Source organism: Bacillus sp. K7, from assembly GCF_053903245.1.
In genome coordinates this window covers 528,254-549,348 of sequence record NZ_CP096406.1, presented here as the reverse complement: position 1 = coordinate 549,348, position 21,095 = coordinate 528,254, and the positions used below count along the sequence as shown (strand labels likewise).

The window sequence follows — 21,095 nt, the reverse complement described above, 5'->3', positions numbered from 1 at the left end:
ATCTTATTTTGTTATAATGAAATATACAACATTCATCAGGAGTTGATGATTTGATTTTTGGATATGCACGTCCGTTTAGTCAAGATCGGGATGTAACACAACAGATAACTGCACTTAAAGGGTTCAACTGTGAAAAAATATATATTGAACAAACGAATTCAGCAAAAAACAGACCAGAATTTGAGTCATTATGCAACAGTTTAAATGCCGGAGATACTGTAATCATTTATAAGTTATACAGCATTGCGGACTCTACAAAAAACCTAATTGATATCATTGATTTTTTCAAAACGAAACAAATCCACTTTATTTCAATATTAGACAAAGTAGACACCACAAAGAAAAACGGTTCCATATTCTTCGATTTTTTAGAAAGAGTCAGTGAATTTCAATTTGACATGATTAGTGAAAACACAAAGATTGGAATTCAAGAGGCCAAATTAAAGGGGAAAAACACAGGACGTCCGAGGAAACCAGACCATAATGTCCGGCGCGCGATGGAGATGTACCAAAGCAAAACGTATACCATTCAGCAAATTACCAAAGAGACAGGCATCAGTAAAACAACACTGTACCGTTATTTAGATAATTGGAATGATTTTGATTCATAATAAACACGAATAAAAAACATACCGCTATTTTGGTATGTTTTTTATTCATGTTTCATTCCCTCTCAAAAATGATCCACATAAACAAACACCGGAAATGGTTTGCGTTAAAACCGAAAAAGATAAATGTTGGATTTGAAACAGTCTCATTAACCCGCTCAAATTTTGTATGAACTGTGCTCCTTTTCCGCAGCTTCTGCATCTGCTTTGGTCACATGAACCGTGCCAAATGGATGGTTAGGCGGGGCATAAATGGAGTATAGTTTTAGCGGCGTATTGCCTGTATTGATCAGATTGTGCCATGTGCCGGCGGGTATGACGATGGCTGAATCATCATAGACATTTCGCTGAAAATTTACCTGATCTTTGCTTTTGCCCATTTTAACGATGCCGCGGCCTTGCTCAATCCGCAAAAATTGATCGAGGTTAGAATGCATTTCCAAACCGATATCTTCTCCAATATCTAGACTCATGACAGTAACTTGCAGGTGCGCACCTGTCCATAGCGCGGTACGGAACGTATTGTTTTGTTTTGTCGCTTTGTTAATATTCATAACAAATGGTTTAGGCCCATAATCTGTCAAGTGAAGATTTTGTCCTGCATTTACATGCTTACTTTTATTTGGATTCATCCAATAAACCGATCTTCCGTCACAGCACCTTGGTGCATACACAGCATAAGGATATTGCTGAATAACAGGTATATAGTACATGTTTCGATCCCCACATTTTTTAGTTTTATGATATTACCCTATGCATGTGAGGCGGGAATGTGCCACTGCATAACTTCTTTATGGATGGCCGATGGTTCGTTCACGAGTGCAAATGATTCATCAAAAAACACCATGAAAAAATAGGTTTCATGGTGTTTATGGTATCATTTATTCAACTATTAGAGTAAGTAGCTTCCTCCCCATATTTCTGCTAGATTAAGTGTCCAACTGTCACTGTAAAAACGAGAAGCACCTTCATTAGCCGCTTCTTTCACCTACAAAATTATAGTTTAGCCTCTTTATTTTTACCAATGAATAAGGTTCCTACAACACTAGCTATACTAACTAACGTTCCGGCAATAGCAACAAGAATTGTCAAGAAGCCACTGGGAATGAAAAAGCCAATTGGGATTAGCCCTATAAAAGTGAAAACGATAAAGCATTGGTATACTCCAGATATGATTCTTACAACAAAATTGCCGAAAAAGGACATGACTAATGGAGGGATAAATAAACATACAACAATCCCCATTGATATCATGAGAATAATAGGCTCATCAAATGAAATGACATGCTCTCCAGGTGAATTTTTAGCAGCCACTAGCATGATAACTATTGACATCATTAACGTAAACAACACCAGAAAAAACCTTTTCCACATTGTTATAACTCCTTTTTTATGTGTGCCAAAATTGTATGTCCTATTTTTAAAATTTTTCCATAGTCATCTTATGTGATTGAATGAAGAATATGCAGTTAAATCAAAGCTGCCACAACCATTATTTATCATTAAGATTGAACAAATATCGACTGTGCTCACCATGTAAATAGCTGCTTATCAGCTTAACCACAATGCAGTATACCTCATCTTTTCTAGTTGAGAGGATAAAATTAACTTTCTCCTTTTTTTTACAAATTATTATACTACAACCTTTATCTAACAGCATCGAAATTAAGTAATTTTGCACTCTGACTACCCCATTTAATCATTCATTTTCAAATAAAAACTGATTTATTTTAATTAATCAGGATTCGGAATATACACGGATACATTAGGGAAGACGACAAGTTCCCCATTGTCCTTAATCTGTTTTTCTAAAAAATTATTGACACTAAAAATACGTCCATGTTATTATTAAATATTTGCTTAAAAACTAAGTAAATGGTAACATTAAGAAGGTTAGCATTTATTTGGAGGTGGATGATATGTTTCAAATTGGCGATAACATTGTTTATCCAATGCACGGAGCAGGTATAATTGAAGCCATAGAAGAAAAAGAATTCTTAGAGGAAAAACAACAGTATTATGTCATAAAAATGTCAATCAGTAATATGACAGTGATGATTCCCAAGCGTAAAATATTGAGTTCAGGCATACGACCAGTTACTGATATACTAGCATTAAAACACATTATACACATTTTTCAGCATGGAGAATCAGATAAGTTACTGCCCTGGAAACAAAGGTATCAAGTAAACACGAACAAAATAAAAACGGGTGAAATACTAGAAGGCGCTGAAGTTGTACGTGATTTAATGCGTATGAAGAAAGAAAAAGCACTTAATACAAGCGAAAAAAAAATGCTGGATCATGCTCATGAATTTTTGATTAGTGAACTGAAATTAATGAAAGGAATCACTGAAAACCAAATAAAAAGTTTCTGTTAAGATGCATTTCACATACCCCCTGGATTTTTCATGAATTTTATGATTAAAGTAAATCTTTTTAAACGTTCAACTTCTTCAACTTACTCTCTTTTGTTATTTCTACAATCTATCCCTTTTTTATTATTTACTTTTTTTCTACAAACATTTGAAGTGAAAATCGAAATAATCACTTGTTTTTTTATCTGACTCACACTGGCACGGACAAGGAGCCGTAAGGATGAAAGAGAGGCAGGGCTTTCATTGTTTGAGGTATAACTTAGTGATTATTTCAGAAATAAATCAATTAATTTCCCCTCTATCTATAAGCAAATAGTTTTCATAAAAGAGATATACGAGTGGGTATCATCTAAATATATGGTCAACAATAAAATTAACATTTTAGATAAAAATGAAACAATTAAACGGAGTGAAGATCTGAGTTTATCTGGACTTGAGATTATGAAGCCTTGGCTTAAATAAGAGAAATATCGAAAAGAAAAGTAATGAATGTATATACATGCCGCATATTGTCAGTCCGCTATGCTATACTGTAACCAAACCTTTGAAGTTTTAAATCTTTTTCTATTACCTTTTTAACATCTCCCTGCTCGAACATTGAGCAGGGTATTTTATTGCTTATTGTACAGAGAACATAAAAAAACAGGCCCTATAGAAAGGGCCTGTTTTTTTAACCGAGTGAAGATTAAGCTTTTTGAACGTTAGCAGCTTGAGCTCCACGAGCACCTTGCTCAACGTCAAACGTTACTTTTTGACCTTCGTCAAGAGATTTGAATCCTTCGCTTTGGATAGCAGAGAAGTGTACGAATACATCGTCTCCGTTCTCACGTTCGATGAAGCCAAAACCTTTTTCTGCATTAAACCATTTTACTGTACCTTGTTCCATTATTGTTGCCTCCTAGTGTGTTACCACACAATATATACTATCCTTGCCCATAGTATCATCAAGACGAAAAGTCAATATTCATACTATCCTTTACACCGAACAAAAATAATTCTTCTTTATCATAACACGAAACGGAAATCATTCCAAATTAATATTTTCGTTTTATTCATTATTATTTTTTCCATGTGTGGATTCCCGTACAGAAGCGGTAAACAAAAGCAAACAATGCAAATCATTCTGCATCGATTTTTTTAACATGCCTAACGTTTGAAAACCCTGTGACAAAGATTCACGAATGTCTTCTAACTGTTTCTTTGCTCTTTGCACTTCATTATTGATTATCAAAGATTTATTTCAAAAGCTCAGTGTTTCTTGTTCAAGTATTTAAAAGCAGGGCTGTTCACTGGTAGAGCTTTGTTTCTGTAGATTTCAAAAGCCTTTCTCCTTCTGGCCCTCTTTTTGACACTCATCAATCAATCCAAATTTTCTTTAATATTTCCTCAAACAATCAATGTTTACAGGCTCAATAAATCGATTCCCATAGGGGAGCGGGGAAAAAGTTTGGGCAGTTAAAGAGCTGGGTATATTCTTCATATTCCTTTTGTATCCCGGCTGGCTCTGCTAATAAAGATGTAACTGAACTGGAAATCATTTTACGATTGCCAATAATTTCATAAATAATTGGGAAAGATACCTTCATATATGGTGCATGGCGCCGGGACTTCAAAGGCAATAAACGTTTACTTTACTCAGAAGATCATCCGGGAAGGAGAACCTTTAAAACATGAATGAACAAAACCTCAGGACGTTGAGAAAACTGGTTACACCTTATGAAAAGTCTGATTTACAGAAAAGTATTTTTCAAATCATGAACACATTGGCACCATTTTTTCTATTATGGTGTTTGGCATATAAAAGTTTGTCGATTTCTTATTTCCTTACATTAGCATTTTCTGTCGTTGCTGCAGGTTTTTTAGTGAGAACCTTCATCATCTTTCATGATTGCTGCCACTACTCCTTTTTTAAGAACAGAAAGGCGAATCGAATTCTTGGAACAATTACAGGAATTCTGACTCTGCATCCTTTTGATCATTGGGCACACGACCATTCTGTCCATCATGCGACAAGCAGCAACCTAGACAAGCGGGGCACAGGCGATATTTGGGTACTCACCGTTGAAGAATATAAGGAAGCCTCAACTAAGACAAAAATCATGTACCGTTTGTACAGAAATCCGTTTGTTATGTTTGTGATTGGACCGCTTTACGTCTTCGGGATTACCAATCGTTTTAATCGGAAAGGGGCAAAACGCAAAGAACGGATGAATACGTATGTAACAAACTTGGGGATCGCCGCTTTGGCAGCACTTTTATGCTGGGCTATTGGCTGGCAAAACTTCCTCCTGGTTCAGGCGCCCATTTTTCTGATATCGGGATCTCTCGGCATTTGGATGTTTTATATTCAGCATACGTTTGAGGATTCTTATTTTGAAGAAGATGAGCATTGGGAATATGTAAAAGCAGCAGTTGAAGGAAGCTCTTATTATAAGCTTCCAAAAGTCATGCAATGGCTTACAGGCAATATCGGTTTCCATCATGTTCACCATCTAAGCCCGAGAGTCCCAAACTATAAGCTTGAAAAAGCGCATAACAACGCTGAACCATTGCAAAACGTTCCGACCATTACACTGGCAACAAGCCTTAAGTCGTTAAAGTTCCGCCTATGGGATGAAGAAAGCAAAAAATTTGTCGGTTTTAGCCACTTAAAAAAAGCTTCTAAAAGCCAGGTATCACCGCAGCTAGAAACGGATTAAACAAACTCCCCATCATCAATGATAACTGGCAACGTATCTTACAGAATGAAAGTGCAGACTCGCGCAACGGTATTGTGCAGAGGTCAGCACTTTTTTCGTGTTGATACAGTAATTCGGTGTATTTGTTGCCGTATTTTCCGCACCAAAAATCATACCAAGGTGGTTAAACCCTTGGTATGATTGGAATGTGGCCGAGAGACTTGAACCTCCACGGGTTATTCACCCGTGAGGCCTAAACGTAGTAAATATTGAATATGAAAGCTTGTTTTCATTATACTCCTTATATTTATTTGCCATCATTTCTATACGTTCACTACATCAATTATGTTAAAAAATGGTGAGTCGAAACAATGTCCTTACTTTTCATCTATATTGATTAAGAATTTTAATTTCTTCATTGTAAAGTATAGTAGTGCTTTTTATTGCTCAACAGTTAAACCATGTCTTTGTGCCAAGTCCGTTAGAATAGCAAACACCCTAAAGATACCTTTTATTTGTTAATCAAAATTGTTAATTTATAATTTACATGCTTGTTTAATTCCGTTAAAAACTGATCTAGCATTTCATTATTCGGAAATCTGCATTCAAGAAGATAACAGCCATCCCCGCTAATTTTATAATTATTGACCACATATTTCTCTTGTGTTTCTATAAATTTTAGATATGGAGTATGATATGTGCTTTTTGTATAGATATTCAGCATGGCATGTATGTTACATCCCAATTTTTTTTGGTTAACTCTAATTGTATATCCCTCAATAACACCGTTGTCTTCTAACTTGGCAACTCTAGAAGCAGTTGCTTGCCCTGTCAAATGAACTTTTTCTCCTAATTGTTTCATTGAAATACGGCTATTTTTTGATAGCTCTTCCAAAATTCTTATATCAGTATGATCTAACATATAAATTATTCCTTTCATTAATTTTATCGTGCTTATAAAATCCCCTCAAAAAAGTCATTATTTTTTAATTCGTTTCTCTGATTTTCTAACAGTTCATACAAAATAAAATACATACTTTCAAAAATCAAGTCAATCGACAGAAAGACTTGATTTGTTCCATGTATTTATTCAGCGGCAGTATGTAAACTATACACATATCAAAAAAAGGAGTGTTACACATGAACATACAACAAATTCGTAATGCCACACTTGTTGTCAAATATGCAGGCAAAAAGTTTTTAATAGATCCTATGTTAGCTGAGAAAGGTGTTTATCCTCCTTTCCCAAATGCGCCAAGACAAGATCAAAACAACCCTTTGATTGAACTGCCAACATCTGTTGATAATATTATTAAAGGTATTGATGCTGTTATTGTTACTCATTTACATTACGACCATTGGGATGAGGCTGCTAAAGAGTTGTTGCCAAAAGATATCAAATTGTTCTCCCAAAACGAAGAAGATGCAACAGAAATACGAAATGCCGGATTCAATAATGTCGAAGTTTTAACAAAAGATACAGCCTTTGAAGGCATTCAATTGATTAAAACAAAAGGCGAACACGGAAGAGGAGAAATTTTAAAACTTGCAGGCCTTGTTTGCGGTGTTGCCTTCAAACACCAAAGCGAGAAAACGTTATATGTAACCGGAGATACAGTTTGGTATGAAGCCATTCAGGAAGAGATTAATACACATCAACCAGAAATTATTGTCGTAAATGGCGGAGATAATCAATTCTACGAAGGTGGTTCTCTCATCATGGGTAAAGAAGATATCTATGAAACGTATAAGGCTGCTCCAAAAGCAAAAATTATTGTAAGCCACATGGAAGCAGTAAACCATTGGGGATTATCAAAAGAAGAATTAAAATCCTTTATTAATGAAAAAGGAATTGCTTCTCATGTTTTAGTGCCTGAAAATGGTGAATCATACTCTTTTTAATCTAAAACATCAGACTGAGCTAAAGATATGAAGATCGTATGAAGATCAACAATAAGTTCTAGACTTTCTAAAAGGATGAGTAAGACAATTCTATAAGTATCAGTCAGCTTGGTGCCATCTACAGATTGTCAAAGTCCCTTCGAATACAAATCCCAGTTTTTCTGGGATAGCATGACTTTTAAAGTTTATTGATTCACACCCTATTTCAATTCTTCTAAATTTTAAATTGTTAAACCACAGTCAGTAAATTTCTTAACTTCTTCTGTCCATATATCCCTTCCCACTACATTTAGAATTTATCCAGTACCCAATGGTTCTGCAAAAACAACAATTGATGTTTACGGACTCCCATATCCAAACAAACAGAAGGATATGCTGATAAATAAGATGACTTTCTTTAGGTAAGTGGAAAGTTTGTGGACAGTAGAACATATAAAAATGAACACAAAAAAATACCAAGGTCGTCAAAACCCTTGGTATTTTTGATGCGGTTGAGAGGATGAACCTCCACGGGTTATTCACCCACTAGGCCCTCAACATAATAAATTCATATCATTGGTTATAAAAGCTTATTTTCACTACATTCCTTATATTCATTTGCCATCATTTCTATACGTTTATATCAATAATGGTTAAAAAATGGTGAGCCAAAACAATATCCGTCCTAACTTTCCCATCTAGATGTAGGGTTCTTTTAATTTTATCGATTTTTAAGTGTAAATGTAGACAAAGGCACTCCGCAAATTCGATAAACACGATTGTACAAATTCCGATGAAATTTAAGCCAGTCCTGATTAGGAGGATTAAAATTGGTCATCACTCGAATAGCATAACCAAAATGACTAAACTTCACATCATCAATAAGATGAAAATCATTCCTTTGATAAAAAGTGATGCGACGAGTCTGAATCGCCAATTCTTCTTCGCTCTTCGCCGTTTCAGGGTCTTCCACTTCTAAAATGAGGCCATTTTCTGCCATTCCATTCAAACGAGCAAGAAGAACACTACCTAGTCCAGTCGAACGGTACTCAGGCAAAACTGCAAGAAATAGAACATGTATACAATTCAACATAGGCACATCTTGATATAGAGCATATCCAAATATGTCAGACCCATTCGTGAGATATACCGGGTGTAAAATACCTTTTTTTATAGCTGAGTTTATGATTCTTGAAGGAAAAGTACCCTTCAAGAAAGAAAAATCCGTGTAAACATAGTTGAATAGAGTTTGGAGATTATCAATAGGCACTTTTTGAAGGTAAATATCATTGTGATTCAATACATTACTTTTCATACTTATTCCCTCTCGTATAATGTTTATGAATTATTTCAAGCATTTCTGTAAATGCCTTAATTTCTTCCTTGCTATAAGTCTTTTCAATTTCTTTTGTGGCAGCTAGTAAGGAATCGTCAATTCTTTTGTAATCCTTAGCAACTGCAGGACTGACTTTCAAGTAGCTTACACGTTTATCTGTTTTACTAGGTGTTTTGATTACCAAACCTTTAGAGACTAACTCATTAATTTTCACAGTTACAGCTGAACGAGCCACATGGAGTGTATCAGCTAAAAAACTAGCTGTACAATTTTCGTTGTATAGAATCATCTCTAAATATAATAAGCTGTTATAGGTTAGGTTCTTATAGACATTATCTTTATTCATTGCACGGAGATTTTTCAAAGCCCATTCGTAATACGATTTATCTAGTGCATGCATGAGATTCACCACATCACCCCTAAGTAATTAATTCAATTTAATTATAATCACTTAACTAAATTTAATCAACTGATACTCCTTATGAGACGACTTCTGTTCAAGACAAAGTTTTATCTAATTAATGATACCAAATACAGAGAATGAATAATGTAAAAGCACAATAAAAAAGATACCAACACTGCTTGGTATCTTTATCTAGATCGAGTCCCTCATATATGAAAAATGATTTTCTTTCTATATATTAAAATAAAAACTATTAAATAAGGGATGTTATTTCGCCGTATAAGTATCAATTCAAAACTTATAACATTGCTCGAAGAATGGAGACGACATCAGAAGGAAATCTTTGATGAATTAGGAATTCATCAATCAGAAGAAACTTATATGTTCCAATACAAAGACAGACCGCTTACCAAAGATATTTTCAGCAGAAAAATAAAACAGATTTGTAAAAGAGGAAATATTGAGCCTATCCGTTTCCATGATTTGAGGCATTCACATGTAGGCTTGCTTATCCATCAAGAGGAAGATTATTTAGTAATAAAAGAACGAGTAGGACATAGTTCCGTTGCTTTTATAATGAATACTTACGGACACCTTTTCCCTAATAAACAAAAGGAAGCTGCCGACCGTTTAGACGACTTACTTTAAGTAACTGGTGAGTTTTGGTGAGCAAGTCTTATTCTATAGCCGTATTTTCCGCATAAAAAATCATACCAAGGTGGTTAAACGCTTGATATGATTGGGAAGCGGCCGAGAGGACTTGAACCTCCACAGGTTATTCACCCGCTAGGCCCTCAATAAAGTGAAACTGTGCTTTCTGTTACAAACCCTTTATATATCAGTGTTTATTCATTTTGATTATGTTGGTTTACAATGAATTACTCATATTGTGGAGTGAAAATGGGGTAGTTTTGTTCATCACCAGAAAGTTACATGACATGTCATTGGTGTCAGGTCTTTTAAAATAGCCGAAATAAAGAGAGAGAAAGCTTTTACATTCTCAGTTCTTTAAATCTTGTATATTTAATTGATTATCGTGGCTTTAAGAGTTTCAAGAATTTTTCGTATAGTACTTTACCAATATCGTTTACGATTTTTTCTTGTATTTGTATCCAAATAGGGGTTGCTTTTTTATTTGTTATTCCTAACGTCCCCAATTCGACATGCCATTCTTTTTTATTTTGCAATTCTTTGTTTTTTCTGATCTTATATTTCAAGTGTGGAGGCCCATTCACTCTCTATATTTGCATATAGTCACGTTCATTTGTGTACAAAATAATCACTGATACTTCATCAAGGAGAAACCTGTAGGGAAGAAAAATAAAAAAGATACCAATTTAATCTTTGGCATCTTCTCTATTTGATTCCCTTGTTAGCATATTTCATCTTACCAATGGAAAATATAAAGTTAACTTAACGAATAAAAGCAAGTTCTTTCTGTGCTAAAGCATCCTCCAGCCACCTAGGGTGCATTGGCAATAGATTATCTGGTAACTCATTAATATTAAAATACCTAACTTCTAAGGCCTCCTCTGTCGTTTTTTTCAATGTCCCTCCAATCACTTCACATTGAAAACAGTTGGTAATAAAGTGACTGACTCTTCCGTCAGGGTAAATAAATGTCTGTGAGCTTGGATCTGAATAAACTCCTATCATTTTAGAAACTTTAACAGTTAATCCGGTTTCCTCTTTTATTTCTCTTATTATCGCTTGTTCAACTGATTCACCAGGTTCCACATGTCCTGAAGGGATGCCCCATAGACCATTATCAGCACGCTTCATTAATAAAACCGAACTTGATTCTTTGATTATTATTCCAGCGACTCCAGCTTTCACTTGTTCTGTCCATTGATAATCTGGTTTCTCACGTACTTCTATCATAACTTCACTATCGAACAAATACTTCAAATCGCGGATCACAACATCTGGATTTCTAAAGTCATGTTCTACAGGAAATAAAGTATTTTGATCAGAAACTAAGATAGAGGGTATACCCATTCGGTTCGCTCCAATAATATCTGTCTCAGGTGTATCTCCAATCATGACGCATCTTTCTCTTTCTTCAAAGGACTCAAGTACTTTTTCAAATATTGAAGACTCCGGCTTTCCAATGATGATGGGCTCTTTATCTGCTCCCGTTTTAACAGCCTCAACTATGGCACCTGTAGCTGGAGCTGGTCCTTTAGCGGTGGGAAATGTTTTATCCCCATTTGTAGTAATAAATGAAGCCCCACGGCGGATGAGATTTACCGCCTTATGTATATCTTGAAAAGTAATATTGTGATCCCATCCAATGACAACAGCTTCTGCTAGGTCTTCTTCAAGATCAATACCAGCTTTTTGAATCTCGCTTTTAAGTTCATCATTTCCTAATATATACGCTCTCTTTACTCCGGCCTTAACAAGGTAATCAGCTGTTGCCCACCCCGAAGTAATTACTTCATCAATACTTGCTGAAATACCAAGCTTATGAAGCCTTTTAACAATCGTCTCTCTTGTAACACAGGGATCATTCGTTAAAAAACGAATGGATTTCTTTTCTTCACGGAGACGTTTTAAAGAAGAAACAGCTTCTGGTAAAGCTTTGTCTCCTATATAAATTACTCCGTCTAAATCGAATAAAAATACATCATATTCCTTATAGATCATCATAACACTCCTTAAGTAGCTGTCGTGGGGTTAATGATTGAGCGATACGCGAAATGATTTGTAGGCCCTTGTCCCTTCCCAATCCCTATAGGATGTTTAATGGCTGCTGAGATAAATTCTTTTCCAGTTGCTACTGATTCTGGTATACTGTGCTGCTTTGCTAGCTCTGCAGTGATGACAGCAGAAAAAGTGCAGCCTGTCCCATGGGTATGTTTTGTATCAAAGCGAGGGGAAACAAACTCCTCGAAGGCCTCATCAAAATACATAATATCACGAGCTTCTCCGTTCATATGCCCCCCTTTTACGACAGCACTCTTTGCCCCGTATACTTCCACAATTTCTTTAGCAGCATCGCGCATCTGCTGTACAGTTTTAATTGATTTGCCGATGATTACTTCTGCTTCTGGAATATTTGGTGTAATAACAGTTGTTTGAGGTATTAATAATTTTTTCAAATGATTAACGGCATCCTTATGAAGCAGATGATGACCGCTTTTAGCAACCATAACTGGGTCCATCACATACGATTGGATTTTAGCCGCTTTTAATTTTTCAGCTATCAGTTCTATAATATCCACGCTTGCAAGCATACCAGTTTTTACAGCATCCGGTTTTATATCTCCGATGACACAGTCTATTTGCTGAGATATATTATTCAGAGATACCTCCTCAAAACTCTTCACACCAAGTGTGTTTTGAGCAACAACTGATGTAATAACAGCCATTCCAAATACTTGCTGCTCCTGGAAGGTTTTTAAGTCTGCATGAATTCCCGCTCCCCCGGTTGGATCTGTTCCAGCAATCGAAAGTGCTTTATAGATATCCGTCAACTCATACTCCTCCTAAGGTAGGTTTCACTGCTTCAAAAATGATAAAAGGTGGGTATTCCTTTTCACTTTTCCAATTATTAAATTTAAATTTTTGTTCGATGGCCTTTAACTGCTCTCCGTCAATATCGCTTAACGTTGGTTCCAGTAATGTTACACTTTCAAAGCCTACATTAGATAAAAGTTTATAGTACATTGACTTCGGCCAATGAAAGTCATTTAAAATTAAATCTTCTTGTTCAGGAACATGAAGCCACTCATTTCTTTCTTCTCCATAAGAATACTCTTTCCCCGGTATTCCGTTGCGAAAGGTTGAAAATTCTATTCCAGTTGAATCAGGATTTGTATCCAGTATAACAAAAGAAGCACCTGGTTTTAACACACGAAAAATTTCACCCATAATTCTTTTGATACGTTGATCACTATCTGTATTAATAAAGACGTAACAGGCCATAGCAGCATCAACTGAATGATCTGGTAAGAAGGAAAGGTTATCATGTTCAATTAAATGATAGTCGACATGTGAATGTTTTCTTTTTTTCTTTGCTATATCCAACATCTTACTTGATTCATCTACTGCGATTACATTGCAATCTATTCTGTCAGCTAACCTATATGCTACCTTACCGGGTCCACAGCCAAAATCGAGCACCTTTTTAATATCCGCTTTATCAAATTTACGAAAAACATACTCAAAACCTAATGTTTGTTCTAAAACGTCGTTATAAGCATCGAATTTACCAGCAACACTGTCTTCTTTCCAAGAAGTTTTCATTAAATTTCCTCCTTTTGTTTAGTTGAAAAGTAATTAAACCACTTATTTTTAACAAAAAACTGATAAGTAGGAAGTAAGCTTTGAAATAATGAATGATCCATATCTCGCTTATAAGCAATATGCTGATATATACTAAAAAGTAAGAGAATTTGTTCCCAATATTCAGGTAAATCTAAAGTTTCAATATCTTGCCTTGACATTGAAATTTGATCTTTTCTAAGCAAAGACTCATATTTTAAAACTGTTTCAATAAAAGGCCAATTATTCCCGGTAGGCATTTTAGGAAATTCAAAAGCCGAGGTATCATTATGAGTTTTAGCTTCCTCAAGTACTGTTTTTGCCCATTCGTTGTCGGACTCATAGATATGAATGGAACCAACATTATGGAAATATTCTCCGACTTCTAAATGAAGTTCTCTAGCCATTAATTCTTGCATAAATGTAAAAGAGAAAAGATCACTAATCATTCCTCGAAATGCATCATTTGCACGCATTATGGAAGACATGTATAACTTGTTTTCTCTTATGAAAAATTGCAAACCTATTGTACAAGAAACATCAATATTGCCAGAAACGAAGAGTTCCGAGGCATCGAATATTTGAATAAATGCCCTTTTTGAATCAATGTCTTCCTGTGTCAAAAGATTTTTTATTCTATTCCATTGATTTAGTTTTGCGTTTCCAAATTCAAATATTTTAGGTCCATACGCAGTACCTGTTAATGTTTTTTTATTCATTGAATATAAAGGCATTTTTTTATTGTAATAACTAATAAAATCTAAGTTGTTACTCCCCGATAAATACCATAAAACTTCAGCAAAATTAAACACGATATTTGTTTTTCTAGAGGGTAAGTAAGTGACACGTTCTATTGGATTTTCAAGGGTCAGATGATAGTTCAATTTTTCTTTGCTATTTTGTCCACGCGGTGAATTTAAAAATTCAGGGTAATAATAGATGTCATATAGGGTTTCCATATATGCTTCATGAAAAGTTTTCTTTCTCATTAAGATTCCACCTTGTATTCCATAAGGATACTTTTAATCTTCTCCAATAAATCATCAGTACCTTTAAAATTAATGTATTCAACATCAGCTACTACGCTTAACCCTTGAATTAAGAATGCGTAATCCCTCTCATTTTCTAGTAATAACACTATCTTTTTTTTCAAGGCAGAAGCCCATCCTATTTCTATATGCGTTCCAGGAGAAGCCGGTGAGCCAGGAAAAGCTACAAAAAGATCGCAAGAGCGTATTTCATCAAAATCAATTTTAGTGCATTGTTGGGGTGTCATGAAATCTTTCCCCCATCCTTCTCGCTTGTGAGCATTATGAACTAACCATCCTTCATTTTCAAAAAAAGAAATTAATGACTCTAACTTCTCCCTTTCATGTAAACTCATCAATCCAGTATTCACATCTACTAAACTTTTAAAAGGTCCTGCTAAAAAAACTTTTTTAGTTGTCACTTTAATATCCCCTTTCAAAATAAATAAAGCCACTTTCATATGGAAAGTGGCTTAAATATAGATAAGATAAAAAATCTCTCTATTTTTTTCACTTCCCTACGTTGGTGTTAACCAAATCAGGTTCAAAGGGTCAGGACTTGTGTCTCTTCTCAGCTTCTAAAAGCTCCCCCAGTGTATAAAATATAAATATTTACTTTCATCCTAAACTATTCCATATCTTTAGTCAAACAATGATTGATAAGCCTTGAACCCTGCGTATCAACCGACAAAAGTTTTTCGAAAAGTTACTACGCCTTGCATTTGATGGCAATTCATGGAGCTTAAAAAAAAAGCACAAAAATACCTTATTTTCTAGTGTGTTTAAAAAATGTCCTGAACATCGCAAATTGTAAAAGGAATCCAACAATAAAAAAAGAGAAGTAAACACACGTTTTACTCCTTTAACTTTGTCTCTTCACCTTTTGCTTCTTCATAGTCTGGTGTTTTCTTTGATAAGCCCAGTCGATCATTTTCGCCATTAATTGGCATACCACCCACCTATTGGCACTCAGCGCCGACTTTCTCATATTTAGGTGTACGATGTCAGTTCACGAAAAGATTCTTCGGAAGGTAAAACCCAAATTGAAACCTTAATAAATGCTCTGTATCGTTTATATCAAGAATTGCACCGTGAGCGATTGGTGAGTGGGCTTCAACAACAATATCTTGACTGTGTCTGTAATCCATTACGAAGGAGAAAACATATTATATATGTCTAATATGCTTTCTCCTTTATTTTAAGGGTTTTTATAATTTAGGTTTTAATAATTTAAACCTGTTTGTATCCCGTTTTTAAAACAATTAGCAACAATTATCAACAACGTCACCTAAACTAAAGAATTCTAGTACGGCTTTTTGAGTTTCATCTGGTAGTGCCTTAGTAGATACTTTTACGGCTTTTTTTATAGCATTTGTTCTAGAAAGTCCTAGGTTTCTTTGATGTTTATAAGCTGTAATAATTGTTTTTGTCATTGAATTTAGTCCGCCCATTAATTTTGCTGCTTTTTTAACTTTTAAGATCTTTGCCCATGGGATAGCATTTACTGCTATAGCTTTAGCAGCACTAGAAATGCAACTCCATGTACTCAATACTATAAATGGTCCTATACTTTCTTGGACGGTTTTAACAGCAGTCAGGTTTTCTCCATCAGCAACAAATTCATAACCTACAAATTCGTTCCCTTTATGTACGTTTAACCATTCAATACCGGAGTTTATTCCTTGTTCAGCAACATCCTCTGGCATTTGATCAATTAATTCTAATAGAGGTTCGAGAGTTCTTTTCATGATTTGAGCTTCTACATTAACTTGCTCAGAAGAAACATCATCAGAACTTTCTTTTGCGCTAGCTATTGGTATTGTTATAGTGGTAAAAATTAGAGAGAAACAGATTACAATGACCAATTGTTTAATGCTTTTCTTCACGATAAAACTTCTTTACAATATTTTTATAGAATTTTTTTTTGCAATAGGAGTGTGTTTGTGAAAAAAAGTTTATATTTTTTGATACTATTGATTGTTGCAGGTTCGTTTATTGTTAATATTTTTGTAGATAATGAATCTATTTCAACAATAGTTAATATTATTGGACTAATTGCAATTATTATTATGGGCATTGTTTTAAGAATTACTTTTGGTAACTCTTCTGAAAAGTAATCCTTTTTAAGATCTAAAGAAAGAAGCATCCTAAATTTTACAAAGATGAATTACAAAAAGATACATTGTATCTAAACAAAAAAAGAGGAGTAAAACACATGGTTTACTCCTCAGGCTGTCGAGAAAAATCTCGACAGCTTTTTTGTGCAATATATAGATGTTTCATTCGGAGTTGAAAATTAAAAAATGAGGGATTCTTTGACACCAGGTCTTTAAAGCCCACCACTTTTCTGCATGGTGAGCGCCACAATAATATTCACTTGGTCAAAAACGCCTTCCTGACGGCCGTACTTTTCAAATACAGCCCTAAACCCTTCGACTTCCGGTGCAATGCAAACCGTTTCAAATTCGCCACCCCTGCCGCCTATAAAATTGATTTACTCTTATTCGCAGGTACATTATCCTGTTTTTTATCAACACGGATATCATCTGAGTGAACTTTTACTGGTTCAGATGGTCTGATTTTCCGTTCGTTATTGGCGATGCCTTGAAAAAAACGTAAAGTTTAAAAAGACTACTACTATAAAAGGATGCCGTGTCTGTTGTAGATACTTACTTTATGAAGTGGGCAGTTTGTAGGCAGTAGATCATATAAAAATAAACACAAAAAAATACCAAGTTCGTCAAAACCCTTGGTATCATTGATGCGGCCGAGAGGACTTGAACCTCCACGGGTTATTCACCCACTAGGCCCTCAACCTAGCGCGTCTGCCATTCCGCCACGACCGCATGATCATTAAATTGTGTTTTTGTGCTGGCTTAGTAGGCTCTTAACCTAGTAAAACCGATTTGCGTGCACTTTGTAAATAAAGTGCGGGTGAAGGGACTCGAACCCCCACGTCGTAAGACACTAGATCCTAAGTCTAGCGCGTCTGCCAATTCCGCCACACCCGCAAAAAGACAAATGGTGAGCCATGAAGGACTCGAACCTTCGACCCTCTGATTAAAAGTCAGATGCTCTACCAACTGAGCTAATGGCTCTTGCTATTCGATTTCAAAAAATAAAAATGGCTGGGCTAGCTGGATTCGAACCAACGCATGACGGAGTCAAAGTCCGTTGCCTTACCGCTTGGCTATAGCCCAACGAAATTGGAATGACCCGTACGGGATTCGAACCCGTGTTACCGCCGTGAAAGGGCGGTGTCTTAACCGCTTGACCAACGGGCCGATGGTCGAGACTTATATCGAAATCTGATGGCGGAGAAGGAGGGATTTGAACCCTCGCGCCGCTTACGCGACCTACACCCTTAGCAGGGGCGCCTCTTCAGCCACTTGAGTACTTCTCCAATATGGCTCCACAGGCAGGATTCGAACCTGCGACCGATCGGTTAACAGCCGATAGCTCTACCACTGAGCTACTGTGGAATAATGAGACAAGACTTATTCTATCAGCCTTGATATGCAATGTCAAGAGGTAAATGTTTTTGTTCATCTCTCGTGACGACTTTTATAATGTACCATAGGCTTGCCATATCCGTCAACCTTTTTCATGAAAAAATTCTTTTTATTTTTCCGCGGCATTTTCCGCACCGGTATCTGTCAGGATTCATGGCACGCTTCTTTATATACTGTTGGCCGCACGCCGTACAGATATACCTGTAAGTTTTTTTGTTTTCTGTTTTTTTCTTTAAAGGCGTACAGAACCTAGGCGCGTTGACCTGCTGCAGCAGCGCTCGAAAATCTCTGTCTCTGTGCTTGTACCCTTTTCCTTCAAGGTGAAGATGATAATGGCAGAGCTCGTGCTTGATGATGCCGATCAGTTCCTCCCTGCCGTGTTCAATTAAATATTTCCTGTTTAATTCAATGTTATGGGAGGTTAACAGGTACCTTCCTCCCGTCGTTTTCAGCCTGTCATTAAAAAGTGCCTGATGGCGGAACGGCTTGTTAAAATATGTATCAGAAATATCCTCTGTCAGCTTTTGAAGCTCTTTGTTATCCATGGTGCACCTCACTTAAAAAACATTGAACGGGACAATTCACCGTTCGCATACAATATGGTAATCACCGTCCCTCTTATGATAAAAGCTGAGGAGGAATGAGCCTATGCCAAATTGGCTTAAAAAACAGATGCAAAAAGCGTTCCTTGAAAAAGATAATTACCAAATTAAACTGCTGAATCAATGCTGGTATTTCTATAGGAAAAAACACTGCTCGTAAGCAGTGCTTTTATTTTACCATAGACAGCGATACTCTGCCTTTTTGTACATCTACGCCGTCAACCCAAACCGTCACAATATCGCCGACGGATACGACATCAAGAGGATGCTTGACGAATTGATTGCTGAGTTTTGAGATATGAACAAGCCCGTCTTGTTTGACTCCGATATCAACAAACGCTCCGAAGTCCACTACATTGCGCACGGTGCCCTGCAGCTCCATACCCTCTTTCAAATCTTCCAGCTGAAGGACATCTGTTTTCAGCAGAGGCTTAGGCACCTCATCTCGCGGATCGCGTTCCGGCCTTGTCAGCTGTTCACAAATATCTTTCAGGGTGATTTCTCCGATTCCCAGCTCTTGTGCCGTTTCAGAAAGCGCCAGCTGATTGATTTTATCCTTCAATTCCGCCGTGCCGATTTGCTCTGTTGAAAGGCCGAGCTTTTTCAATAGCGCTTTTGTTTCTTTATAGCTTTCCGGGTGGATGCCTGTTCTGTCTAAAGGTTCTGTCCCTTCCTGCACTCTTAAGAAACCGATGCATTGTTCATAGGTTTTCGCACCGAGTCGCGGGATGTCCTTCAATTCTTTTCGGTTCGAAAACTTGCCGATTTCCTCACGTTTTTTGACAACGTTGCCTGCGACAGATTTTGACAATCCGGCTACATATTGAAGCAGCGCGGCGGACGCTGTGTTGACGTTTACTCCCACTTGGTTTACGACGGTTTCCACAACGAACCGCAGAGATTCATTTAAGCGTTTTTGGCTGACATCATGCTGATACTGTCCGACACCGACAGACTTGGGATCGATCTTGACGAGTTCTGCGAGCGGGTCTTGCAGTCTTCGCGCAATAGATACGGCACTGCGCTCTTCAACCTGAAGCTCAGGGAATTCTTCTCTTGCAAGCTCAGAAGCCGAATATACGCTTGCTCCCGCTTCATTGACGATCACGTAATAAATGTTCCGCGGCATGTCCTTCAGTACATTGACGATGAATTGCTCAGTTTCTCTCGATGCCGTGCCGTTTCCGATCGCCACCATCTCGACTTGATGCTGCTCGAGAATCGCTTTCACTTTCTCATGGGCTTCTTTTGTTTTGTTGACTGGCGCGTGCGGATAGATGACATCAATTTTCATGACTTTTCCGGTCTCATCTGAGACAGCGAGCTTACAGCCGGTTCGGAAGGCTGGATCAACACCGAGAACGGTTTTGCCTTTCATCGGCGGCTGAAGCAGAAGCTTTCTCAAGTTTTCAGAGAAAATATGAATCGCCTGTTCATCCGCTTTTTCTGACAGCTCTTTCCTGATTTCACGTTCGATTGCCGGCTGGATCAGCCTTTTATAGCTGTCTTCAATCGCCGCCTGCAAAATCTCTTTTACGGACGTTGAGCGGTTTTTGATGATCTCTTTTTCTAAGTAAGCCTTAATATGATCCGCCGGCGGTTCGATTGACACTTTTAAAATGTCTTCTTTTTCGCCGCGGTTCATCGCCAGCACCCTGTGCGGAACGACTTTTGCGATTGGCTCTTCATACTCGTAATACATTTCATACACATTTTTCTCGTCAGTGTCTGCCGACTTTCCTGCTGCAGACTTAATGGTTCCTTTTTTAAAGGTTTCCTGGCGAATCCACTTTCTGAAACTCGGCTCGTCTGAGATTTGTTCGGCAATAATGTGCTTGGCGCCTTCTATCGCTTCTTCCCGTGTAAACACTTCTTTTTCTTCGCTGATGTATTGGTCTGCGGTTTCTGCCAGACGGTCATCCTGCGGAAGTGTCAGGATATAGTCGGCAAGCGGCTCGAGGCCTTTGCTTTTTGCGACTGTCGCTTTTGTTTTGCGTTTTTGTTTATACGGGCGGTACAGGTCTTCCACTTCCTGAAGCTTCACCGATTGCTCAATTTTTCGCTTGACGTCATCTGTCAGTTTATCCTGCTCTGCAATGAGCCTGATGACTTCTTCTTTTCGCTGATTCAAATGTTGTATGTATTGCCAGCGTTCAGAAATCGTCTGAATCTGAACCTCATCCATTGAACCCGTCTGCTCTTTTCGGTACCGAGCGATAAACGGGACTGTGTTGCCGTCCTCAAGCAGGCGGATGACACTCTCAACGTGTTTTTGTGATAAACCGATTTCTTTCGCAATTTGCTGTTTTAAAAGGGCTGACGTTTCCATGTAACCAAAGCCTCCAATTTTGTCGTTCTTTCTCTAGTGTATCAAAAACCGAAAAAAACACATAAAAAAAA

The 21,095-nt window shown here is 37.0% G+C and carries 20 protein-coding genes, 7 tRNA genes, 4 pseudogenes and 1 riboswitch; of the genes and pseudogenes, 7 read left to right on the top strand and 24 right to left on the bottom strand.

The window, feature by feature from the left end:
• Positions 1–50: 50 nt before the first annotated feature.
• Complete coding sequence (locus M1D98_RS02840; RefSeq protein ID WP_121641972.1) at positions 51–611, top strand: recombinase family protein; 561 nt, start codon at positions 51–53, stop codon at positions 609–611.
• A gap of 155 nt (positions 612–766) precedes the next feature.
• On the opposite strand, the gene M1D98_RS02835 is transcribed toward M1D98_RS02840, so the two are convergent.
• Together M1D98_RS02835 and M1D98_RS02830 are read right to left on the bottom strand one after the other, a co-directional pair.
• On the bottom strand, positions 767–1,321 hold the full coding sequence (locus M1D98_RS02835) for a cupin domain-containing protein (RefSeq protein ID WP_026014576.1): 555 nt from the start codon (positions 1,319–1,321) through the stop codon (positions 767–769).
• Positions 1,322–1,604: 283 nt separating this feature from the next.
• Entirely contained in the window at positions 1,605–1,982 is a 378-nt protein-coding gene (locus tag M1D98_RS02830) for a hypothetical protein (RefSeq protein ID WP_456279984.1), read from the bottom strand.
• Between the two features lie 545 nt (positions 1,983–2,527).
• Here M1D98_RS02830 and M1D98_RS02825 point away from each other — a divergent pair.
• On the top strand, positions 2,528–2,989 hold the full coding sequence (locus M1D98_RS02825) for a CarD family transcriptional regulator (protein WP_121641970.1): 462 nt from the start codon (positions 2,528–2,530) through the stop codon (positions 2,987–2,989).
• Between the two features lie 682 nt (positions 2,990–3,671).
• Here the strand turns inward: M1D98_RS02825 and cspC are convergent.
• Complete coding sequence (gene cspC, locus M1D98_RS02820; RefSeq protein ID WP_010331195.1) at positions 3,672–3,872, bottom strand: cold shock protein CspC; 201 nt, start codon at positions 3,870–3,872, stop codon at positions 3,672–3,674.
• Positions 3,873–4,656: 784 nt separating this feature from the next.
• On the opposite strand from cspC, the gene M1D98_RS02815 reads away from it, so the two are divergent.
• The gene (locus tag M1D98_RS02815) at positions 4,657–5,685 is read left to right on the top strand and encodes a fatty acid desaturase (RefSeq protein WP_435576985.1); all 1,029 of its coding nucleotides are present in this window, start codon (positions 4,657–4,659) and stop codon (positions 5,683–5,685) included.
• Positions 5,686–6,175: 490 nt separating this feature from the next.
• Here M1D98_RS02815 and M1D98_RS02810 read toward each other — a convergent pair whose 3' ends face one another.
• Positions 6,176–6,586, bottom strand: coding sequence for an Lrp/AsnC family transcriptional regulator (locus M1D98_RS02810; protein ID WP_010331198.1), 411 nt, complete (start codon positions 6,584–6,586; stop codon positions 6,176–6,178).
• A gap of 218 nt (positions 6,587–6,804) precedes the next feature.
• Between M1D98_RS02810 and M1D98_RS02805 the strand changes: the two genes are divergently transcribed.
• Entirely contained in the window at positions 6,805–7,566 is a 762-nt protein-coding gene (locus M1D98_RS02805; RefSeq protein ID WP_010331199.1) for an MBL fold metallo-hydrolase, read from the top strand.
• Between the two features lie 700 nt (positions 7,567–8,266).
• On the opposite strand, the gene M1D98_RS02800 is transcribed toward M1D98_RS02805, so the two are convergent.
• Together M1D98_RS02800 and M1D98_RS02795 are read right to left on the bottom strand one after the other, a co-directional pair.
• Positions 8,267–8,860 (bottom strand): GNAT family N-acetyltransferase, encoded by a 594-nt coding sequence (locus M1D98_RS02800; RefSeq protein WP_456279983.1) that lies wholly within the window; start codon positions 8,858–8,860, stop codon positions 8,267–8,269.
• Positions 8,850–9,281 (bottom strand): MarR family winged helix-turn-helix transcriptional regulator, encoded by a 432-nt coding sequence (locus M1D98_RS02795; protein WP_456280213.1) that lies wholly within the window; start codon positions 9,279–9,281, stop codon positions 8,850–8,852. Before M1D98_RS02795 ends, M1D98_RS02800 begins: the two co-directional genes overlap by 11 nt.
• Before the next feature lie 276 nt (positions 9,282–9,557).
• On the opposite strand from M1D98_RS02795, the pseudogene M1D98_RS02790 reads away from it, so the two are divergent.
• A pseudogene (locus tag M1D98_RS02790) lies at positions 9,558–9,932 on the top strand (tyrosine-type recombinase/integrase); the annotation flags it as partial.
• Between the two features lie 765 nt (positions 9,933–10,697).
• Here the strand turns inward: M1D98_RS02790 and M1D98_RS02785 are convergent.
• From M1D98_RS02785 to M1D98_RS02755, 7 genes and pseudogenes are all read right to left on the bottom strand, one after another.
• Entirely contained in the window at positions 10,698–11,933 is a 1,236-nt protein-coding gene (locus M1D98_RS02785; RefSeq protein WP_456279982.1) for an HAD-IIA family hydrolase, read from the bottom strand.
• A gap of 11 nt (positions 11,934–11,944) precedes the next feature.
• The gene (gene thiD, locus M1D98_RS02780; RefSeq protein ID WP_010331201.1) at positions 11,945–12,763 is read right to left on the bottom strand and encodes a bifunctional hydroxymethylpyrimidine kinase/phosphomethylpyrimidine kinase; all 819 of its coding nucleotides are present in this window, start codon (positions 12,761–12,763) and stop codon (positions 11,945–11,947) included.
• Between the two features lies 1 nt (position 12,764).
• Positions 12,765–13,535: a class I SAM-dependent methyltransferase gene (locus M1D98_RS02775; protein ID WP_456279981.1), complete on the bottom strand. Its 771-nt coding sequence runs from the start codon at positions 13,533–13,535 to the stop codon at positions 12,765–12,767.
• Positions 13,535–14,542, bottom strand: a complete 1,008-nt coding sequence (locus tag M1D98_RS02770; protein WP_010331203.1) for a thymidylate synthase — start codon at positions 14,540–14,542, stop codon at positions 13,535–13,537. Before M1D98_RS02770 ends, M1D98_RS02775 begins: the two co-directional genes overlap by 1 nt.
• Positions 14,542–15,003 carry a nucleoside 2-deoxyribosyltransferase gene (locus tag M1D98_RS02765; protein ID WP_026014579.1) on the bottom strand — a complete coding sequence of 154 codons (462 nt, stop codon included), beginning with the start codon at positions 15,001–15,003 and terminating at the stop codon, positions 14,542–14,544. Before M1D98_RS02765 ends, M1D98_RS02770 begins: the two co-directional genes overlap by 1 nt.
• Positions 15,004–15,079: 76 nt before the next feature.
• Positions 15,080–15,183, bottom strand: a riboswitch (TPP riboswitch).
• 252 nt (positions 15,184–15,435) lie between these two features.
• A pseudogene (locus M1D98_RS02760) lies at positions 15,436–15,531 on the bottom strand (lipoprotein); the annotation flags it as partial.
• 312 nt (positions 15,532–15,843) lie between these two features.
• The gene (locus M1D98_RS02755; protein WP_456279980.1) at positions 15,844–16,467 is read right to left on the bottom strand and encodes a hypothetical protein; all 624 of its coding nucleotides are present in this window, start codon (positions 16,465–16,467) and stop codon (positions 15,844–15,846) included.
• Between the two features lie 57 nt (positions 16,468–16,524).
• Between M1D98_RS02755 and M1D98_RS02750 the strand changes: the two genes are divergently transcribed.
• Positions 16,525–16,698: a hypothetical protein gene (locus tag M1D98_RS02750; protein WP_187441521.1), complete on the top strand. Its 174-nt coding sequence runs from the start codon at positions 16,525–16,527 to the stop codon at positions 16,696–16,698.
• 218 nt (positions 16,699–16,916) lie between these two features.
• Here M1D98_RS02750 and M1D98_RS02745 read toward each other — a convergent pair.
• The 10 genes and pseudogenes from M1D98_RS02745 to M1D98_RS02700 form a co-directional block, all read right to left on the bottom strand.
• Positions 16,917–17,072 (bottom strand): annotated as a pseudogene (locus M1D98_RS02745) (endopeptidase); the annotation flags it as partial.
• A pseudogene (locus tag M1D98_RS02740) lies at positions 17,072–17,188 on the bottom strand (hypothetical protein); the annotation flags it as partial. The pseudogenes M1D98_RS02745 and M1D98_RS02740, both read right to left, overlap by 1 nt.
• A gap of 155 nt (positions 17,189–17,343) precedes the next feature.
• Positions 17,344–17,427 (bottom strand) — tRNA-Leu (locus M1D98_RS02735).
• An 83-nt stretch (positions 17,428–17,510) separates the two neighbouring features.
• A tRNA-Leu gene (locus tag M1D98_RS02730) sits at positions 17,511–17,592 on the bottom strand.
• Between the two features lie 11 nt (positions 17,593–17,603).
• Positions 17,604–17,679: transfer RNA gene (locus M1D98_RS02725), tRNA-Lys, on the bottom strand.
• Positions 17,680–17,706: 27 nt separating this feature from the next.
• Positions 17,707–17,781: transfer RNA gene (locus M1D98_RS02720), tRNA-Gln, on the bottom strand.
• 12 nt (positions 17,782–17,793) lie between these two features.
• Positions 17,794–17,865 (bottom strand) — tRNA-Glu (locus M1D98_RS02715).
• A gap of 28 nt (positions 17,866–17,893) precedes the next feature.
• Positions 17,894–17,984: transfer RNA gene (locus M1D98_RS02710), tRNA-Ser, on the bottom strand.
• Between the two features lie 4 nt (positions 17,985–17,988).
• A tRNA-Asn gene (locus M1D98_RS02705) sits at positions 17,989–18,063 on the bottom strand.
• A 122-nt stretch (positions 18,064–18,185) separates the two neighbouring features.
• Positions 18,186–18,638 (bottom strand): SprT family protein, encoded by a 453-nt coding sequence (locus tag M1D98_RS02700; RefSeq protein WP_121641941.1) that lies wholly within the window; start codon positions 18,636–18,638, stop codon positions 18,186–18,188.
• A gap of 103 nt (positions 18,639–18,741) precedes the next feature.
• On the opposite strand from M1D98_RS02700, the gene cmpA reads away from it, so the two are divergent.
• Positions 18,742–18,855 (top strand): cortex morphogenetic protein CmpA, encoded by a 114-nt coding sequence (gene cmpA, locus M1D98_RS02695; RefSeq protein WP_003225207.1) that lies wholly within the window; start codon positions 18,742–18,744, stop codon positions 18,853–18,855.
• Positions 18,856–18,864: 9 nt separating this feature from the next.
• Here the strand turns inward: cmpA and M1D98_RS02690 are convergent, their stop codons facing one another.
• Positions 18,865–21,024: a Tex family protein gene (locus M1D98_RS02690; protein ID WP_121641940.1), complete on the bottom strand. Its 2,160-nt coding sequence runs from the start codon at positions 21,022–21,024 to the stop codon at positions 18,865–18,867.
• Between the last annotated feature and the right edge of the window lie 71 nt (positions 21,025–21,095).

Bases quoted from the DNA above. Each gene is read 5' to 3' on its own strand.
- M1D98_RS02770 (WP_010331203.1), bottom strand. From the start codon at position 14,542: ATGAGAAAGAAAACTTTTCATGAAGCATATATGGAAACCCTATATGAC.
- M1D98_RS02800 (WP_456279983.1), bottom strand. From the start codon at position 8,860: ATGAAAAGTAATGTATTGAATCACAATGATATTTACCTTCAAAAAGTG.
- M1D98_RS02815 (WP_435576985.1), top strand. From the start codon at position 4,657: ATGAATGAACAAAACCTCAGGACGTTGAGAAAACTGGTTACACCTTAT.
- M1D98_RS02810 (WP_010331198.1), bottom strand. From the start codon at position 6,586: ATGTTAGATCATACTGATATAAGAATTTTGGAAGAGCTATCAAAAAAT.
- M1D98_RS02700 (WP_121641941.1), bottom strand. From the start codon at position 18,638: ATGGATAACAAAGAGCTTCAAAAGCTGACAGAGGATATTTCTGATACA.
- M1D98_RS02825 (WP_121641970.1), top strand. From the start codon at position 2,528: ATGTTTCAAATTGGCGATAACATTGTTTATCCAATGCACGGAGCAGGT.
- M1D98_RS02690 (WP_121641940.1), bottom strand. From the start codon at position 21,024: ATGGAAACGTCAGCCCTTTTAAAACAGCAAATTGCGAAAGAAATCGGT.
- M1D98_RS02835 (WP_026014576.1), bottom strand. From the start codon at position 1,321: ATGTACTATATACCTGTTATTCAGCAATATCCTTATGCTGTGTATGCA.
- cspC (WP_010331195.1), bottom strand. From the start codon at position 3,872: ATGGAACAAGGTACAGTAAAATGGTTTAATGCAGAAAAAGGTTTTGGC.
- cmpA (WP_003225207.1), top strand. From the start codon at position 18,742: ATGCCAAATTGGCTTAAAAAACAGATGCAAAAAGCGTTCCTTGAAAAA.
- M1D98_RS02805 (WP_010331199.1), top strand. From the start codon at position 6,805: ATGAACATACAACAAATTCGTAATGCCACACTTGTTGTCAAATATGCA.
- M1D98_RS02785 (WP_456279982.1), bottom strand. From the start codon at position 11,933: ATGATCTATAAGGAATATGATGTATTTTTATTCGATTTAGACGGAGTA.
- M1D98_RS02830 (WP_456279984.1), bottom strand. From the start codon at position 1,982: ATGTGGAAAAGGTTTTTTCTGGTGTTGTTTACGTTAATGATGTCAATA.
- M1D98_RS02795 (WP_456280213.1), bottom strand. From the start codon at position 9,281: ATGCATGCACTAGATAAATCGTATTACGAATGGGCTTTGAAAAATCTC.
- M1D98_RS02775 (WP_456279981.1), bottom strand. From the start codon at position 13,535: ATGAAAACTTCTTGGAAAGAAGACAGTGTTGCTGGTAAATTCGATGCT.